This is a genomic window from Halomonas garicola, from assembly GCF_055382465.1.
This window is the reverse complement of the sequence record NZ_AP043931.1, coordinates 1328349-1343812: the sequence shown is the minus strand read 5'-3', so window position 1 is coordinate 1343812 and position 15464 is coordinate 1328349. Positions and strand designations below refer to the sequence as shown.

The 15464-nt window shown below is 67.6% G+C and carries 13 protein-coding genes; 1 reads left to right on the top strand and 12 read right to left on the bottom strand.

Annotation, left to right across the window (positions count from 1 at the left end; genetic code table 11):
- Positions 1-36: 36 nt before the first annotated feature.
- The 7 genes from murB to ACZ46Y_RS06580 are packed head-to-tail and all read right to left on the bottom strand — an operon-like array spanning position 37 to position 7640.
- Complete coding sequence (gene murB, locus ACZ46Y_RS06610) at positions 37-1062, bottom strand: UDP-N-acetylmuramate dehydrogenase (RefSeq protein WP_311953656.1); 1026 nt, start codon at positions 1060-1062, stop codon at positions 37-39.
- The gene (locus ACZ46Y_RS06605) at positions 1062-1526 is read right to left on the bottom strand and encodes a low molecular weight protein-tyrosine-phosphatase (RefSeq protein WP_311953652.1); all 465 of its coding nucleotides are present in this window, start codon (positions 1524-1526) and stop codon (positions 1062-1064) included. The genes murB and ACZ46Y_RS06605 overlap by 1 nt, the downstream gene beginning before the upstream one ends.
- Positions 1523-2317 (bottom strand): 3-deoxy-manno-octulosonate cytidylyltransferase, encoded by a 795-nt coding sequence (gene kdsB, locus ACZ46Y_RS06600; RefSeq protein WP_311953641.1) that lies wholly within the window; start codon positions 2315-2317, stop codon positions 1523-1525. Before kdsB ends, ACZ46Y_RS06605 begins: the two co-directional genes overlap by 4 nt.
- Positions 2318-2527, bottom strand: a complete 210-nt coding sequence (locus ACZ46Y_RS06595) for a Trm112 family protein (RefSeq protein WP_311953639.1) — start codon at positions 2525-2527, stop codon at positions 2318-2320.
- Positions 2520-3536 (bottom strand): tetraacyldisaccharide 4'-kinase, encoded by a 1017-nt coding sequence (gene lpxK, locus ACZ46Y_RS06590; protein WP_311953636.1) that lies wholly within the window; start codon positions 3534-3536, stop codon positions 2520-2522. The genes ACZ46Y_RS06595 and lpxK overlap by 8 nt, the downstream gene beginning before the upstream one ends.
- A complete protein-coding gene (gene msbA / locus ACZ46Y_RS06585) occupies positions 3533-5269 on the bottom strand; it encodes a lipid A export permease/ATP-binding protein MsbA (RefSeq protein ID WP_311953633.1) in 1737 nt (578 codons plus the stop codon). Before msbA ends, lpxK begins: the two co-directional genes overlap by 4 nt.
- Before the next feature lie 55 nt (positions 5270-5324).
- A complete protein-coding gene (locus ACZ46Y_RS06580) occupies positions 5325-7640 on the bottom strand; it encodes a DNA internalization-related competence protein ComEC/Rec2 (RefSeq protein WP_311953630.1) in 2316 nt (771 codons plus the stop codon).
- 102 nt (positions 7641-7742) lie between these two features.
- Between ACZ46Y_RS06580 and ACZ46Y_RS06575 the strand changes: the two genes are divergently transcribed.
- Positions 7743-8294, top strand: a complete 552-nt coding sequence (locus ACZ46Y_RS06575) for a DUF2062 domain-containing protein (protein ID WP_311953627.1) — start codon at positions 7743-7745, stop codon at positions 8292-8294.
- Between the two features lie 15 nt (positions 8295-8309).
- On the opposite strand, the gene ACZ46Y_RS06570 is transcribed toward ACZ46Y_RS06575, so the two are convergent.
- The 5 genes from ACZ46Y_RS06570 to secA form a co-directional block, all read right to left on the bottom strand.
- Positions 8310-9029, bottom strand: a complete 720-nt coding sequence (locus ACZ46Y_RS06570; RefSeq protein WP_311953623.1) for an ABC transporter ATP-binding protein — start codon at positions 9027-9029, stop codon at positions 8310-8312.
- A gap of 10 nt (positions 9030-9039) precedes the next feature.
- The gene (locus tag ACZ46Y_RS06565; RefSeq protein WP_311953620.1) at positions 9040-10281 is read right to left on the bottom strand and encodes a lipoprotein-releasing ABC transporter permease subunit; all 1242 of its coding nucleotides are present in this window, start codon (positions 10279-10281) and stop codon (positions 9040-9042) included.
- Positions 10282-10358: 77 nt separating this feature from the next.
- On the bottom strand, positions 10359-11315 hold the full coding sequence (locus ACZ46Y_RS06560) for a Nudix family hydrolase (protein ID WP_311953617.1): 957 nt from the start codon (positions 11313-11315) through the stop codon (positions 10359-10361).
- A gap of 96 nt (positions 11316-11411) precedes the next feature.
- Positions 11412-12641, bottom strand: coding sequence for a bifunctional glutamate N-acetyltransferase/amino-acid acetyltransferase ArgJ (gene argJ / locus ACZ46Y_RS06555; RefSeq protein WP_311953614.1), 1230 nt, complete (start codon positions 12639-12641; stop codon positions 11412-11414).
- Positions 12642-12705: 64 nt separating this feature from the next.
- A complete protein-coding gene (gene secA, locus ACZ46Y_RS06550; protein WP_311953611.1) occupies positions 12706-15447 on the bottom strand; it encodes a preprotein translocase subunit SecA in 2742 nt (913 codons plus the stop codon).
- Between the last annotated feature and the right edge of the window lie 17 nt (positions 15448-15464).

Sequence of the window (15464 nt, the reverse complement as noted above, 5' to 3'; positions counted from 1 at the left end):
AGGTATCGGGCTTTTTTTATGACGGCGCCTGTGGCGTCACGCCCGGATCGTACGCGGCTCCACTTCCAGCGCCACGCCAAAGCGTTCCCTGACCGCACCGGCCACCTGCCCGGCAGCGCGCTTGAGCCCGGTGCGATCGCCGCCGCCAAAGTGTACCAGCACCAGCGCCTGACGCTCGTGCACGCCAAAGGCGCCAAAGCGCTGCCCTTTTAATCCGCAGCGATCCACCAGCCAGCCGGCGGCCAGCTTGCAGCCGCCGCCCGCCTGGGGGAAGTGCGGCATGTCGGGATGCTGCTCAAGAAGCCGTCGGGCAACGGCATCCGCCACCACCGGATTCTTGAAAAAGCTGCCGGCGTTGGGCAGGCGCTGGGGGTCCGGCAGCTTTTCCCGGCGGATGGCGCTCACCGTTTGCGCGACCTCAAGGGCCGTGGGATCCGGCCCCACCCGGGCGGCCAGGCCGCCGTACCCGAGCACCGGCCGGGGCTTGCGGCCAAGCTCGAGCACCAGGCGGGTGATCACCACCTCGCCTGCCAGCTCGTGCTTGAAAACGCTGTCGCGATAGCCAAACCGGCACTCGCCGGGGGAAAGCCGGCGGGTGCGCCCGCTGGCCAGGTACATGACGTCGACAGCGCGCAGCGCGTCGGCCAGTTCGACGCCGTAGGCGCCGATGTTCTGCACCGGGGCAGCGCCGCAGTCGCCGGGGATCAGCGCCAGGTTTTCCAGCCCCCAGAGCCCGCGTGCGGCAAGGGTCATCACCAGCTCATGCCAGTTGACGCCGGCGCCCACATGGGCCTGAACTTTATCGCCGTCGCGCTCGAGCCACCACTGGCGAAGCGCCGGGCGCACCACTACCCCACCGAGCCTGGGCGGCAGCAGCACGTTGCTGCCGCCGCCGAGCAAGGTAATGCGGTGCCCCACCCGGCGCGCCTCGCCCAGGCAGTCGCGCAGCGCGGATAGCGTTGCCGGCGCGGCAAAAAACGCCGCCCGGCACGGCAGGCCCAGGGTGTTGGCCCGGATAAGCTCGCAGTCGGGCTGCCACGCAGCGGGGGCCGGCGGGCGCATTACCCGGCTGCCTGAATGTGCTCGACAAGCCCCTGGGAGGCGGCTTCGATCATGTCGAGCACCTCTTCAAAGCCCTGCTCGCCGCCGTAATACGGGTCCGGCACCTCGCCCTGGGGCATGCCGGCAAACGCCAGAAAGAGCTCGATATGCGCGTCGTGCGCGTCCGGCTCCATGGCGCGAATGTCGCGCAGGTTGCCGTAGTCCATGGGCAGGATGTAGTCGAACTCGGCAAAGTCCTCGCGGCCAAGCTGGCGGGCCCGAAGATCGCTGATATCGATTCCCCGACGTTTGGCCGCCGCCTGCGCCCGCTCGTCGGGCGGGTTGCCCGCGTGCCAGTCGCCGATACCGCACGAATCCACGGTGATACGCTGCTCAAGCCCTGCCTGCTCCACCGCCCGGCGAAACACGCCTTCGGCGCTCGGCGAACGGCAGATATTGCCCAGACAGACGAATAGCACCTTCATGGTGACTCCCTATCAGAATGGTGATCGCGGGTTGCCGTCAGCCGGCGCACCCGCTCCAGATCATCCGGCGTATCCACGCCGGGTGGGTTGACCGTGCAGGCCAGCGCCACCTGCACGATATGCCCGCGCTGCAGCGCGCGCAGCTGCTCGAGCTGCTCAAGCTGCTCAAGGACGGCCGGTGGCCAGTCGCGAAAGGCGTGTAGAAAGGCCGCGCGGTAGGCATAGATACCGATATGGCGAAGCCAGGCGTCGGTGGTTAACAGCGCCGGCGGGTCGCTGAAGTGCTCGCGGTCCCAGGGCACCGGCGCCCGGGAAAAATACAGCGCCCGGCCGTCGAAGGCGCGAACCACCTTGACTACGTTGGGGTTGAAAAGCGACTCGACCTCGGTGAGCGGCTCGGCAAGCGTGGCGATCGACGCCTCGGGATCATCGGCCAGCCGCCTGGCCACCTGGTCAATCAGCGCCGGAGGCATCAGCGGCTCGTCCCCCTGGACGTTGACCACCAGCGCCTCATCCTCGAGCGCCAGCGCCTCCGTCACTTCGGCCAGCCGGTCGGTGCCCGTGGCGTGATCGGCCCGGGTCATGACCACTTCGGCCCCGTAGGGGGCCAGCGCTTCGCCAATGCGCGCGTCGTCGGTGGCAACCACCACCCGGACGGCACCGCTTTGCCAGGCGCGCCGCCAGACGTGAGCGATCATCGGCTCGCCGGCAATGGGCAAAAGCGGTTTGCCCGGCAGCCGCGTGGAGGCGTAGCGCGCCGGGATCACCGCGGTAAATTCGGGCACGGCCACCTAGGCGTCTCCCGGGCTGCCGGTTGACGCCGGCAGCTTTTCATCCACGCTCAGCTGGCGCGCCTCGTCGGGCAGCATCACCGGAATGTCGTCTTTTATCGGGTAGGCCAGGCCGTCGTAGCGGCAGTGAAGCTCGCCTTCCTCGCGCACGTAGTCAAGCTTGCCCTGGCACTGGGGGCATACCAGCATCGCCAGCAGTTGTTTATCCATGAGCCTGTCTCCTGCAGGTAAGAGCTGCCAGCCATGCGGCCAGCCAGCGTTCAAAATCGGCGGGCAGGACGGCTTCGACGTCCAGTACCCAGCTATCCGGCGGGGCAAGCGCCGCGCACTTCACCGCGTCCTTGGCGGTCATCACGAGCGCCTGCCCGCGCTCTGTTTCAAGATCCCCGGCGCTGAAGCGGTGGTGATCAGCGTAGCCCTGCCAGGTGCCGTGCACGCCCAGCGCCTCCAGAGTGGCAAAAAACCGCGCCGGCCGGCCGATGCCGGCGATGCCGCGCACCGGCAGAGCAAACGGCAGCGGCTCAAGCGCTGAGGGCTTCCCGGTAGCAAGCCGTCGCCAGCGGGCAGGCGCCAGCCGCATGGCAACGGTATCCACGCCCAGCGGCCGTCGGGCCTCGCCGTTCACCAGCACGGCGTCGACGTCCGCAAGCCGCCGAGGCGGCTCGCGCAGGGGGCCGGCCGGCAGGCACTGGCCGTTGCCCAGGCCGCGGGCGCCGTCCACTACCGCAAGCTCCAGGTCGCGCCCCAGCGCCAGATGCTGCAGCCCGTCGTCGCTTATGATGATGTCGCAGCCGGCTTCCACCAGCGCCCGGGCACCCCGGGCGCGCTCGGGGTCGGCCACCACGGCGACGCCGGTCTGCTGGGCGAGCATCAGCGGCTCGTCGCCGCTTTGCGCAACCGGCGTCGCCGATGTAACTCGCAGCGGGTAGCCCTCGGCGCGGCCGCCGTAGCCCCGAGTGATAATCCCCGGCGTATAGCCCCGCTCGCCAAGCCAGCGCGAAAGCCAGGCTACCAGCGGCGACTTGCCGGTGCCGCCCAGGGTGATGTTGCCTACCACTATCACCGGCACCGGCGCGCGCCACACGGCCTTTTTGCCGCGGGCATACGCCCGTCGGCGCCGCTCCATCGCCAGGCGGTAAAGGGCCGCCAGGGGGCGCAGCGGATAAAGCCAAAGGCTGCCGCGGTAGGCCGCCCGAACCCAGCGTTCGGCCAGGCTCACGCCGCGTCCTGAAACTGCAGCCGGTGCAGCGCGGCGTAGGCGCCGTCGGCGTTCAGCAGCTCGCGGTGAGTGCCCTGCTCGATAATACGGCCCTGCTCCATGACCACGATGCGATCGGCGCGCTCGATGGTGGAAAGCCGGTGGGCAATGACCAGAGTCGTGCGCCCTTCGCACACTCGCTCGAGGGCTTTCTGAATATAGCGCTCAGACTCTGTGTCCAGCGCCGAGGTGGCCTCGTCCAGCACCAGGATCGGCGCATCCTTGAAAATCGCCCGAGCAATGGCCAGCCGCTGGCGCTGCCCGCCCGACAGCATGACGCCGTTATCACCCACCCGGGTAGCGTAGCCGTGGGGCAGCGTGTCGATGAACTCGTGGGCGTAAGCCGCCCGGGCCGCGGCTTCGATGGCGGCCGGATCGGGGTCAACGGAGCCGTAGGCAATGTTGTCGGCAACGCTTGCGTTGAATAGGGTCACCTGCTGGGACACCAGGGCTACCTGGCGGCGCAGCGGGGCCAGCTGGTAGTCGCGCACGTCGACGCCGTCGATGGCGATATGCCCGCCGGTGCAGGTATAAAAGCGCGGCAGCAGGCTGGCTAGGGTCGACTTGCCGCTGCCCGAACGCCCGACGATGGCGATGAGCTCGCCGGCCGCGACGTCAAGGTCAATGCCGTGGAGCACGTCGGGCTGGTCGTCGGCGTAGTGGAAGCTGACGCCACGAAAGGCGATGTCGCCGCGCAGGCGATGGGGCAAGCGCTCGCCGCTGTCCTCTTCGGCGGGCTCGTCCATCAGACCGAACAGTTCGATGGAGGCGGCGATGCCCTTCTGGATCTGGCTGTTGATTTCGGTGAGCTGGCGCACCGGCTTGACCATCAGCGCGGCGGCGGTAATGAAGGCGACAAACTCCCCCGGGGTCATGTCGTTGAGCAGCGAAGGCGCCATGGCTACCCAGACAAGCCCCGCCATGGACACGGCCACCAGCATAAGAATCACCGGCGAGCTTGCCGCCTTGGTTACCGCTTCTTTCATGCTCTGGCGGCGGTTTTCTTCGCTGACGCGCTCAAAGCGGCGCTTCTCGTGGGCCTCGGCGCCGTGGGTGCGCACCACGCGATAGCCGGACAGCGCCTCCGAGGCCACGTGGGTAACATCGCCCATGGAGTGCTGTATACGCTTGGAAATGCGCCGGAAGCGCTTGCTGACGTAGCCCACCACCAGCGCAATCAGCGGCGTCACGGCGAGAAACAGCAGCGTCAAAAGCCAGTTGGTCCACAGCAGATAGCCCAGCAGCCCCACCACAAATAGCCCTTCGCGCAGCAGGATGGTCACCGCCTTGGTCGCGGCCCCCGCCACCTGCTCCACGTGATAGGTCACCCGGGACACCAGATGGCCGCTGGAATGGTGGTCAAAAAACACCCCGGGCAGGTGAAGCATATGGGCAAAAACGTCGCAGCGCAGCGTATGAATAACGTAGCGCCCGACGTAAGCCATGAAGTAGGTGCTCAGAAAAGTCCCCAGCCCCCGGGCGGCGAACATGCCGATCACAAACAGCGGCAGAAATACACGGAAGGCGGCGTCGGGGTTCTGGATACCGTCGATCAGGCGCTTCATCAGCTCGGCCAGGGCCGTGCTCGATGCGGCATAGATGGCAAACCCCGTCACTGCCAGGGAAAAGGCGCGCCAGTGCGGCCTGACATAGCCCAGCAGGCGTTTATAAATGGCCAAACCTGTTTCGTTCACGCGGACTCCCGGCGCTAATACACGATGCGCCGATTCTACCTCAAGCCGGCGCCCATCAACACCGCCCGCCTTGCGGGACATCGCGCTCGGTCTTTACTCTGATCGCCTCGCCCGGGATCAGCCAGAACGTCAGCGCCCCGTCGTGGGCGGTATTCCACAGGCAGCTTGCCTGGCGGCGAAAGCGCCTCACCACCGTATCCACCGGGTGCCCAAAGCGGTTGTCGCGCCCGGCGCTGAACACCGCGTGCCGGGGAGCAGTAGCGCGCACGAACTGCACGCCGGAGCTCGTCGCGCTGCCGTGATGCCCGGCTATCAGTACGCTCACCGGCGCGTCGACGACCGACAGAAGCCGGCGCTCGACCCGGGCGCCCACGTCGCCGGTGATCAGCAGCCGGTGCTCGCCTGCCGCTGCCTGCAGCACGCAGGAGCCGTCGTTGGGCGACAGCTCGCCCTGCGCTTCTGCCGGCGGCCAGAGGTGGGCAAACGCCACGCCGTCCCGCTGCCAGCGCTGGCCGCCGCGGCACGGCTGCTGCCCGGCCACCACGGCGTCCCCGGCCGGCGCCAGCCAGCGGGCCACCCGATGCTCTGCCTGCAAAGCGCGAATGCCGCCGGCGTGGTCGGTATCCCGGTGGCTGACTATCACCCGGTCGAAGCGCTGCCCCGGCGGCCACAGGCCCTCAAGGGGCATGAACCCCGAGCGAAACCGCGGACCGGTATCGTAGAGCGTGCGCGAATGGCGGGTGCGAAGCTCAATCAGCTGCCCCTGCCCCACGTCGTAAACCCGCACCCGCAGCGCGCCCTCGGGCAGCGCCGGCGGCGCGGCGGTCATCACCGCCAGCGGCACCAGCAGCAGGCTCAGGGCCCGCAGCGTCCGGGGCACCGCGGGCAGCCCCCAGCACAGCGCGGCCAGGCCAAGGGCAGCGGCCATGGCCGTGATCTGCCCGGCTTCCGGCTCCCACAGCGGCGCCGCGGCAACGGCAAATTCGAGCAGCCCGCGCAGCAGATCGAGCGCCAGGCCAAACAGCCACCAGATCGCCTGGCTGGCGTAGGGTATCGGCGCTGCCAGCCAGCCAAAAAGCGCCAGCGGCACCATGATCATGCTCACCCAGGGGACGGCCAGCAGGTTGATCAGCGGGGCCAGCGGCGCAACCCGGCCAAAGGCCAGCAGCACCGCTCCGGCCATGGCCGGGGCGAGCAGCAGCTGGGAGCGGCACAGCGCCCGCAGCCAGCCGCGCCAGCCTTCCGGCCGGCGGCGGCCCTGCCAGATCACGATCAGCCAGGCCACGGCGACAAACGAAAGCCAAAAGCCGGGGCGCCACACGGCCAGGGGATCGGCCATCGCGATAATTGCCATGGCCAGCCACCACGCCTGCCAGGCGCCGGGGGCATGGCGCCCGGCCAGGGCCCAGAGCCCCACCAGCGCCATGATCAGCGCCCGGGTCGCCGGCGGCGTCAGCCCGGCGAGCAGCGCATAGGCCAAGGCGCAGCCCGCCGCCACCCACCAGGGCCAGAGGCGCAGCCGCCAGCTAAGCGGCGTCAGCCGGCGGGCCCCCGCCCGGGAAAGCCATAGGCCAAACCCCGCCACCAGGCCCACATGGAGCCCCGAAATCACCACCAGATGCGTAGTGCCGCTGGCGTTTAACAGATTCCAGTCGTCCTGGGTAAGGCGGCCGCTTTCGCCAAGCGTGAGCGCGGCCAGCCAGCGGCGGGTGGCCGCATCGCCTGCGTGGCGGTCAATGAAGGCAAGCGCCCGGGGTTTGAGCGACGGCGCGGCGGCGTCGGTTCGCACCGGCGCCGGGGTCTGGCGCACGTAGCCGGTGGCGTGAATGCCTTCGCGCCACAGCCAGGCCTGGTAGTCGAAGGCGCCGGGGTTGCGAAACCCGTGCGGCGGACGCAGGCGCAGGGTCATTTGCCAGCGCTCGCCCCGACGCATGGGTGCCTCGCCGTAAACGCTGACCCGGACCTTGCCCAGCTCGTCGCAGCGCGGCAGGCCGGGCGGCGACTGGCAGCGCTCAACGCTCAGCAGCAAGCGGGGGATGCCGGCGCTGTCGCTCGTCTCGGTCACCCGGGCGCTCACGCTCAGGTCGGCGCCGCTGAGCCCGGCGGGCAGCCGGCTCGCCCGCTCCTGCAAAACGCCGCTCCAGGTCAAAAGCCACACGGCCAGCAGCACCGGCCATAGCGGTCGTCGCCGGCCGACCAGCCCCGCCAGCAGCAGGGCCGCCCCAGGCACAACCGCGGCGAGCAGCGGGTAGTGGCCCGCCGCCCCCGAAGCCCCCATGCCAGCACCGCCCAGGGCCGCGGCGGCCAGGGGCCAGGCCAGGCCCGCACGCCGGCACTTAACGCTCTTGAGACCCCGCTTTTTCGCCGCCATCGCCTGCCCGCTCCCCGGGCCCGCTGTGCGGCGTCACGCTCGCATAGCCGAAGCCACCCAGTATATGGATAATGGTTAGCTTCAAAGGCCAGAGACATCAACATGCCGCGCCGTTTCCTGCAGCGCTACATGCCTCGACCCGACACCCTGAAGCGCCGGCGCTCGCTGCGTTTCATGGCGCCGCTGATCGCCGATCCGAGGCTTTGGGTGCTCACCCGTCGAAGCGTCGCCAACGCCTTCAGCGTCGGCATATTCTGCGCGCTTTTGCCCATCCCCTTTCAGATGGTAGCCGCTGCCGTGGGCGCGCGCCTGAGCCGCTGCAACCTGGCGCTGGCGGTAGGTCTGGTATGGATCACCAACCCGCTGACCATGCCGCTGATCTTTTACGCCAACTACCGGCTGGGGTCGCTGTTTTTCGACACGCCGGTGCGCGAAGCTCCGGTGCGCCTCTCGACCCGCTGGATCGCCGAACAGATGCACGACATCCTGCCGGCTCTGTTTGTCGGCTCGCTGATCTCCGCCGTCATCCTGGCGGCGCTAGCCAACGTCGCCATTCGCCTCATCTGGCGCTGGCACGTCTCCCGGCACTGGCGGCGCCGGCAGCGCAAACGCCGCCAGCGCCGAGCGCGTATCGAGGCCGAATTCGACGACTGAGCCTGACGCCGAGCTTCAGGCGTCAGCGTCCGCCACCAGGTGCCCGCCGTCCAGGCGCAGCACCCGGTCCTGGTGGGCGGCCAGGTCGGTGTCGTGGGTGACGATGACAAAGGCGCAGGCGCTTTCCCGGGCAAGCTCGTCCATCAGCCCGAGAATGGTAGCCGCCGTGGTCTGATCGAGGTTGCCGGTAGGCTCGTCCATCAGCACCAGGCTGGGGTCGGTGACCAGCGCCCGGGCGATGGCCACGCGCTGGCGCTCGCCGCCGGAAAGCTCGCCCGGCTTGTGGTCAGCGCGGGGGGCCATGCCGACGCGCTCGAGCAGCGCCCGAGCGCGCTTTTCCGCCTCGCGCTTGCGCTGGCCGCGAATAATCAGCGGCAGCGCGGCGTTTTCCAGCGCGGTAAACTCCGCCAGCAGATGGTGGAACTGGTAAACAAAGCCGATATAGCGGTTGCGAAAGCGCCCCAGCGCGGCCTCGTTCAGCCCCGCCAGCGGCTCGTCGGCAATCACGATCTGCCCCTGGCTTGGGCGGTCGAGTCCGCCCAGCAGGTTCAAAAGCGTCGTCTTGCCCGAGCCGGAGCTGCCGACAATGGCAACGCGCTCGCCGGCGCGCACGCTGAGCGAGAGCCCGTCGAGCACGGTCAAGTCTTCCGGCCCTTCGCTATAGGTGCGGGTCACGTCCCGGCACTCCAGCATCACCCGGGCCTCGGCGGCGTTGGCGGTTGTCGCGGTCGTCATGGCGGATTCCTTACTCATAGCGCAGCACGTCGGCGGGCTGCACCCGGGCAGCGCGCCAGGCGGGGTACAGCGTGGATAAAAACGTCAGGCCAAACGCCGCCGCGACGATGTTGAGCACGTCGCTGCCGCGCAGCTGCGAGGGCAGTTCGCTGATGAAATACACGCCGGCATCGAGAAAGTGAATGCCGAACGCGCCTTCCACCCAGCCGATCAGATCGGACACCGTAAGCGCCAGCAGCACGCCCGCGGCCACGCCGATGGCAATACCGATCACCCCGATGGCCATGCCCTGCACGATGAAAATGCCCATGATCGAGCGCGGCGTGGCGCCAATGGTGCGCAGAATGGCGATATCGGCGCGCTTGTCGGTGACCACCATCACCAGGGTGGACACGATATTGAACGCCGCCACCGCAATGATCACCGTCAGCAGCAGGCCGATCATGCGCTTTTCCATCTGGATGGCCTGAAACAGGTTGCCCTGGGTGAAGGTCCAGTCGCGACCGCGGTAGCCCGCGCCCAGCTCGTTGACAATGGCCTGGGTCTCGCTGCTGGCGGCGAAGAGGTCATCCAGCTCCAGACGCAGCCCGCCCACCGTGTCGCCCATCCGGGCCAGGGTCTGCATGTCGGCAATGTTGGCGTAGGCCAGGCGGGCATCGAGCTCGGCGCCGACGCTGAAGATGCCGCTCACGGTAAAGCGCTTGAGCCGCGGGAAGACCCCGGCCGGGGTAATCGAGGCCTCGGGCACCAGCAGAGTCACCCGGTCACCCACGCCAACCCCCAGGTTGCGCGCCAGCGCCGACCCCAGCACCACCTTCCAGGTGCCGGGCTGGAGGTCATCGAGGCTGCCGCGCTCCATGTGCTCGTCGATGATCGAGACCTTGCCTTCCCAGCCGGGCTTGATGCCGGTCACCATGCCGCCCTGGTTGCGCCCGCCGGCGGAAAACATGCCCTGCTGCTCGACGTAGGGCGCCGCGCCCACCACGCGCTCGCGCCCGGTCAGCCGCTCGGCGAGCCCTTCCCAGTCCTTGAGGCCGTCGGTGGCTTCGATCTTGGTATGCGGCACCATGCCCAGGATGCGCGTGCGCAGCTCGTGGTCAAAGCCGTTCATCACCGACAGCACCAGGATCAGCACCGCCACGCCGAGCATCAGGCCCAGCATCGAGGTCAGCGAAATAAACGAAATAAAGTGGTTGCGGCGTTTGGCGCGCACGTAGCGCAGCCCCACCAGAAAAGGTAAGCGGTCAAGCATGACGTGCTCCTTGTCGGCAAGCGCTCAGGCAAGCCCGGCGTGCATAAAAACGCCTGCCGAGGCAGGCGCGCGTTGGCTCAGCGCCAGAAGTCACGGATCGAGGCAATGCCCTGGGCCCCGACCGCACGGGCCCGGTTGGCATGCTGGCGCGTCATCCCACCCAGCGCAAACACCGGCATGCCGGCGTGCTCCACGTGCTGCTGAAAGTCATGCCAGCCCATCAGCACCGCATCCGGGTGCGAAGGCGTGGGCGCCAGCGGCGACAGCGTGACCAGGTCGCAGCCAAGCACCGCGGCCTTGTCCAGCTGCTCGGCGCTGTGGGTCGAGGCGCCCAGCCACTTGCCGGCGGGTATCGGCCGCCGGTCAAGCTGGACCAGCCGCTCGCTGGTCAGGTGAGCGCCGTCGGCATCGACCTGCTCGAGCAAGGCGGGGTCGCCGTTGAGCAGCAGCCGGGCGCCGTATTCCCGGCATAGCGAAAGCGCCCGGCGGGCGCGGGCCAGATACTGCTCGCCGTCCAGTATCTTGGCCCGCAGCTGCACCAGCCGCACGCCGTCTTCCTCCAGCGCCCGGGTCAGGCGCTGGTGAAAGACCTCGTCGTCTTCCTCCTCGGCGGTAATCAGGTATTCGGCGGGCAGCATGACCGCCCGCAAAATGGGCAGGTTGGCCGCCGGAAACGCATAGCCCGAGAGCTCATCCATGGGCACCCAGCGCACCGCCTGGCCTTCGCGGCCGAACGGCTCGCCGGAAAACGCGTGGACCTGCCATACGTCGAGCAGAATATGCTTGTCGGGGTATTCGTGGTGCACGCGGATCAGCGGCTGGGCCCGGGAGATTTCTATCCCCAGCTCTTCGTGCAGCTCACGCTTTAAGCCCTCGAGGCCGGTTTCGTAAGGGGCCAGCTTGCCGCCGGGAAACTCCCACAGGCCGCCCTGATCGAAGCTTGAGGGCCGGCGTGCAATCAGCACCTTCTTCTTGTCGTCGCTGATGATTGCCGCGGCGGCAACGTGAACCCGTCGTTTTACCATTGCTTTCATTGCGTCTTTTTCCACTGTTTTGCTGATCGGCCAGAAGCCGACGCCCTCTTGCTGCACGAATCATTGTCGACGCGGATCTCTGCCCGGTCGGGAGGATCAGCTGCGATAGTCGGCGTTGATGGACACGTACTCGTGGGAAAGATCCGAGGTCCACACTCTGGCGTCGCTATCGCCGCGTCCCAGATCAATATGGATGCCGATTTCCTCGCGCGCCATTACCGCGCTGCCGGCGGCTTCGGTATAGCCCGGCGCGCGGCCGCCGCCTTCTACCAAACGCACTTCGTCAAGGTCAATGGTGACACGCCCGACGTCGAAGTCGGCCACCGGCGCGCGCCCCACCGCTGCCAGGATCCGCCCCCAGTTGGCGTCCGAGGCGTAGAGCGCGGTCTTGACCAGCGGCGAATGGGCCACGGTAAAGGCCACGCCCAGCGCCTCCTGACGATCGGTGGCACCGCTTACGTCGAGGGTGACGAACTTGGTGGCGCCCTCGCCGTCGCGGATGATCGACTGGGCGAGCGCCACCAGCACCTGCTCGAGGCCGTCGGCAAAGGCGCGGATTTCGTCATCGGTGGCAACGTCCGCGCCCTGCCCGGTGGCGGCCAGCAGGCAGGCGTCGTTGGTCGAGGTATCGCTGTCCACGGTGATGCAGTTGAACGAGCGGTCAACCGCCTGGCGCAGAAGCCGCTCAAGCAGCGGCTGCTCGATAGCGGCGTCGGTCACCACGAAGCCGAGCATGGTCGCCATGTCCGGGCGGATCATGCCCGAGCCCTTGGCAATGCCGTTGATCGTTACCCGCCGGTCGCCCAGGGGCACCTTAACGCTTGCCCCCTTGAGCCGCGTATCGGTGGTGAGGATACCGGCCGCCGCCTGCTCCCAGGCCTCGCTCTGACCGTCCCGGGCGGCAAACGCCGGGGCAATGCCGGCAAGCAGGGCCTCCATGGGCAGCGTCTCGCCGATCACGCCGGTGGAAAACGGCAGTATCCGGTGGGGCGCCACCCCGGCCTCGGCGGCCAGCGCGCGGCAGCTTTCCCGGGCATCATTAAGCCCCTGGGCGCCGGTGCCGGCGTTGGCGTTGCCGGTATTGATCAGCCAGTAGCGCGGCGCCTGACCCTGCTGGCGGCAGGCGGCCAGATGCTCTCTGGCGACCTCCACCGGCGCGGCGCAAAAGGCGTTGCGGGTGAAAACGCCGGCTACGCTTGCCGTATCGGGCAGCTCGATGACCACCAGATCCCGCCGGCCGGCCTTGCCGATACCGGCCATGGTGGTGCCCAGGCGTACGCCGTCAAGCGCCGGCATTGCGGGAAAGGGTATATTGCCCACCGCCATAGGATGTCCTCCTCTCATCAGCCCGGGCCGTCAGCCGGGGGTTATCAACCTGGGGCATTGCCGCTCAGTTCAGCTTGCCGCAGCAGTGCTTGTACTTCTTGCCCGAGCCGCAGGGACAGAGGTCGTTACGCCCGACCTTGGGCCCTTCCCGGCGCACCGGCTGATCCTCAGCCGCCGCGGCGTCGGGGGCCTCGGACGCGGCTTCATCGGCGCTGGCCTCGGGCTCGTCGTGGCGGCTGGCGGCGGTGGCCTGTTCGCGCTCGAGGGCTTCGCGGCGCTCGCGCTCCAGCGCATCGACCTCTTCGGGCTGGCGCACCTGAACGTGGCTCAGAATCCGCGTGACGTCGGCCTTGATGTTGGACAGCAGCTGCTGAAACAGATCGAAGGACTCGCGCTTGTATTCCTGCTTGGGGTTCTTCTGGGCGTAGCCGCGCAGGTGAATGCCCCGGCGCAGGTGGTCCATGGACTGCAGGTGCTCTTTCCAGCGGGTATCCAGCACCTGCAGCATAACCTGCTTTTCAAACCGCCGGATCAGAACTTCGCCGGCCGCTTCGATCTTGGCCTCGTAGGCCTCCCGGTGCATGGTCTGCAGCCGCTCGCGGAGCTTTTCCTCGCTCAGCCGCTGGTCTTCCCGGGCCCACTCAACCACCGGCGCTTCCAGGTTAAGCTCGGTCTTGAGGTGGGTTTCAAGCCCTGCCAGGTCCCACTGCTCGGCGAGGCTCTGGGGCGGCACGAAGCTGCTGATCGCCTCGTCCATGACTTCTTCCCGGATGCCCGCCACGGCGTCGGCCACGTCTTCGGACTTGAGGATGTCGTTGCGCTGCTCGTAGATCACCCGGCGCTGGTCGTTGGACACGTCGTCGTATTCCAGCAGCTGCTTGCGGATGTCGAAGTTGCGCCCCTCGACCTTCTTCTGGGCCCGCTCCACGGCGTTGGACACCATCTTGTGCTCGATGGCCTCGCCTTCCTCGAGGCCCAGCGCCTTCATCATCCGCTTGACGCGATCAGAGCCGAACAGCCGCATCAGGCTGTCTTCCAGGGAGAGGAAAAACCGCGTGGAGCCGGGGTCGCCCTGGCGTCCGGAGCGCCCGCGCAGCTGGTTGTCGATACGCCGGGATTCGTGGCGCTCGGAGCCCACCACGTGCAGGCCGCCGGCTTCCAGCACCGCGTCGTGGCGCTTTTGCCATTCGCCCTTGAGCGCCTCGACATCCGCCTCGGCGGGATTCTCAAGCCCCGCGGCCTCGGCTTCCCAGTTGCCGCCGAGCACGATGTCCGTTCCCCGGCCGGCCATGTTGGTGGCAATGGTCACGGCCCCGGGGCGCCCGGCCTGGGCGATGATCTCGGCTTCGCTCTGGTGCTGCTTGGCGTTGAGCACGTTAAAGCGCATGCCCGCCTCGCGCATCAGCCGCGCCAGGTACTCGGAGGTGTCAATGGAGGCGGTACCCACCAGCACCGGGCGACCCGCTTCGGTCTGGGCCTGCACGTCCTTGATGATCGCCCGGTATTTTTCCTCGGCGCTCTGGTAGACCAGGTCGTTTTGGTCCTGGCGCGCCTGGGGCCGGTTGGTGGGAATGACGATGACGTCCAGGCCGTAAATCTGGCGAAACTCGAACGCCTCGGTATCCGCCGTGCCGGTCATGCCGGCAAGCTTTTCGTAAAGGCGGAAATAGTTCTGGAAGGTGGTGGAGGCAAGGGTCTGGCTTTCGCGCTGGACGGTAACGCCTTCCTTGGCCTCTACGGCTTGGTGCAGCCCTTCCGACCAGCGCCGCCCGGGCATTGAGCGCCCGGTGTGTTCGTCGACAATGACCACCTGGTCTTCGGCGATGATGTAGTCGACGTCGCGCTGATAGAGGTGGCGCGCGCGCAGCGCCGAATGCATGTGCTGCAAAAGCCCCAGGTTCTGCGCGGCGTACAGCGACTCTTCCTCGCCCAGCAGCCCCTCGGCGCGCATCAGCTCTTCTACGCGGTTGTGCCCCTGCTCGGTGAGCTCTACCTGCTTTTGCTTTTCGTCGAGCAGAAAATCGCCGGTGACCGGAGCGTCTTCCTCTTCCGGCTCCTCACCCTCTTCCAGGTGCTTGGCCAGGCGGTCGACAACGCCGTAGAGCTCGGTGTTTTCATCCACCGCGCCGGAGATGATCAGCGGCGTACGCGCCTCGTCGATGAGAATCGAGTCCACCTCGTCGACGATGGCGTAGTGCAGCGGGCGCTGCACCTTTTCCTCAAGCGAAAAGGCCATGTTGTCGCGCAGGTAGTCAAAGCCGAACTCGTTGTTGGTGCCGTAGGTGATGTCGCAGGCGTAGGCGTGGCGCTTTTCCTCGTTGGCCTGGCCGGAGAATATCACCCCCACCGAAAGCCCCAGGTACTCGTAAAGCGGGCGCATCCAGTCGGCGTCGCGGCGGGCCAGGTAGTCGTTGACCGTGACCACGTGCACGCCCTTGGACGGCAGGGCGTTGAGGTAAACCGCAAGCGTGGCCACCAGGGTCTTGCCCTCGCCGGTTTTCATCTCGGCGATACGCCCGTCGTTGAGCGTCATGCCGCCGACCATCTGCACGTCGAAATGGCGCATTCCCATGACCCGCTTGCTCGCCTCGCGGACGACGGCGAAGGCCTGGGGCAGCAGGCTGTCCAGGGGCTCGCCGTCATCCAGGCGGGCGCGCAGCTCGCCGGTCTTGCCCTGCAGCTCGGCCTCGCTCAGCGCTTCGAATTCGCTTTCCAGCGCGTTGACGTGCTGCACGCTCTTGTGCATGCGTTTGACTTCGCGCTCGTTTTTGGACCCAACGACTTTGCGCAGTACGTTACTGATCATGACCTTTCCACTATGGC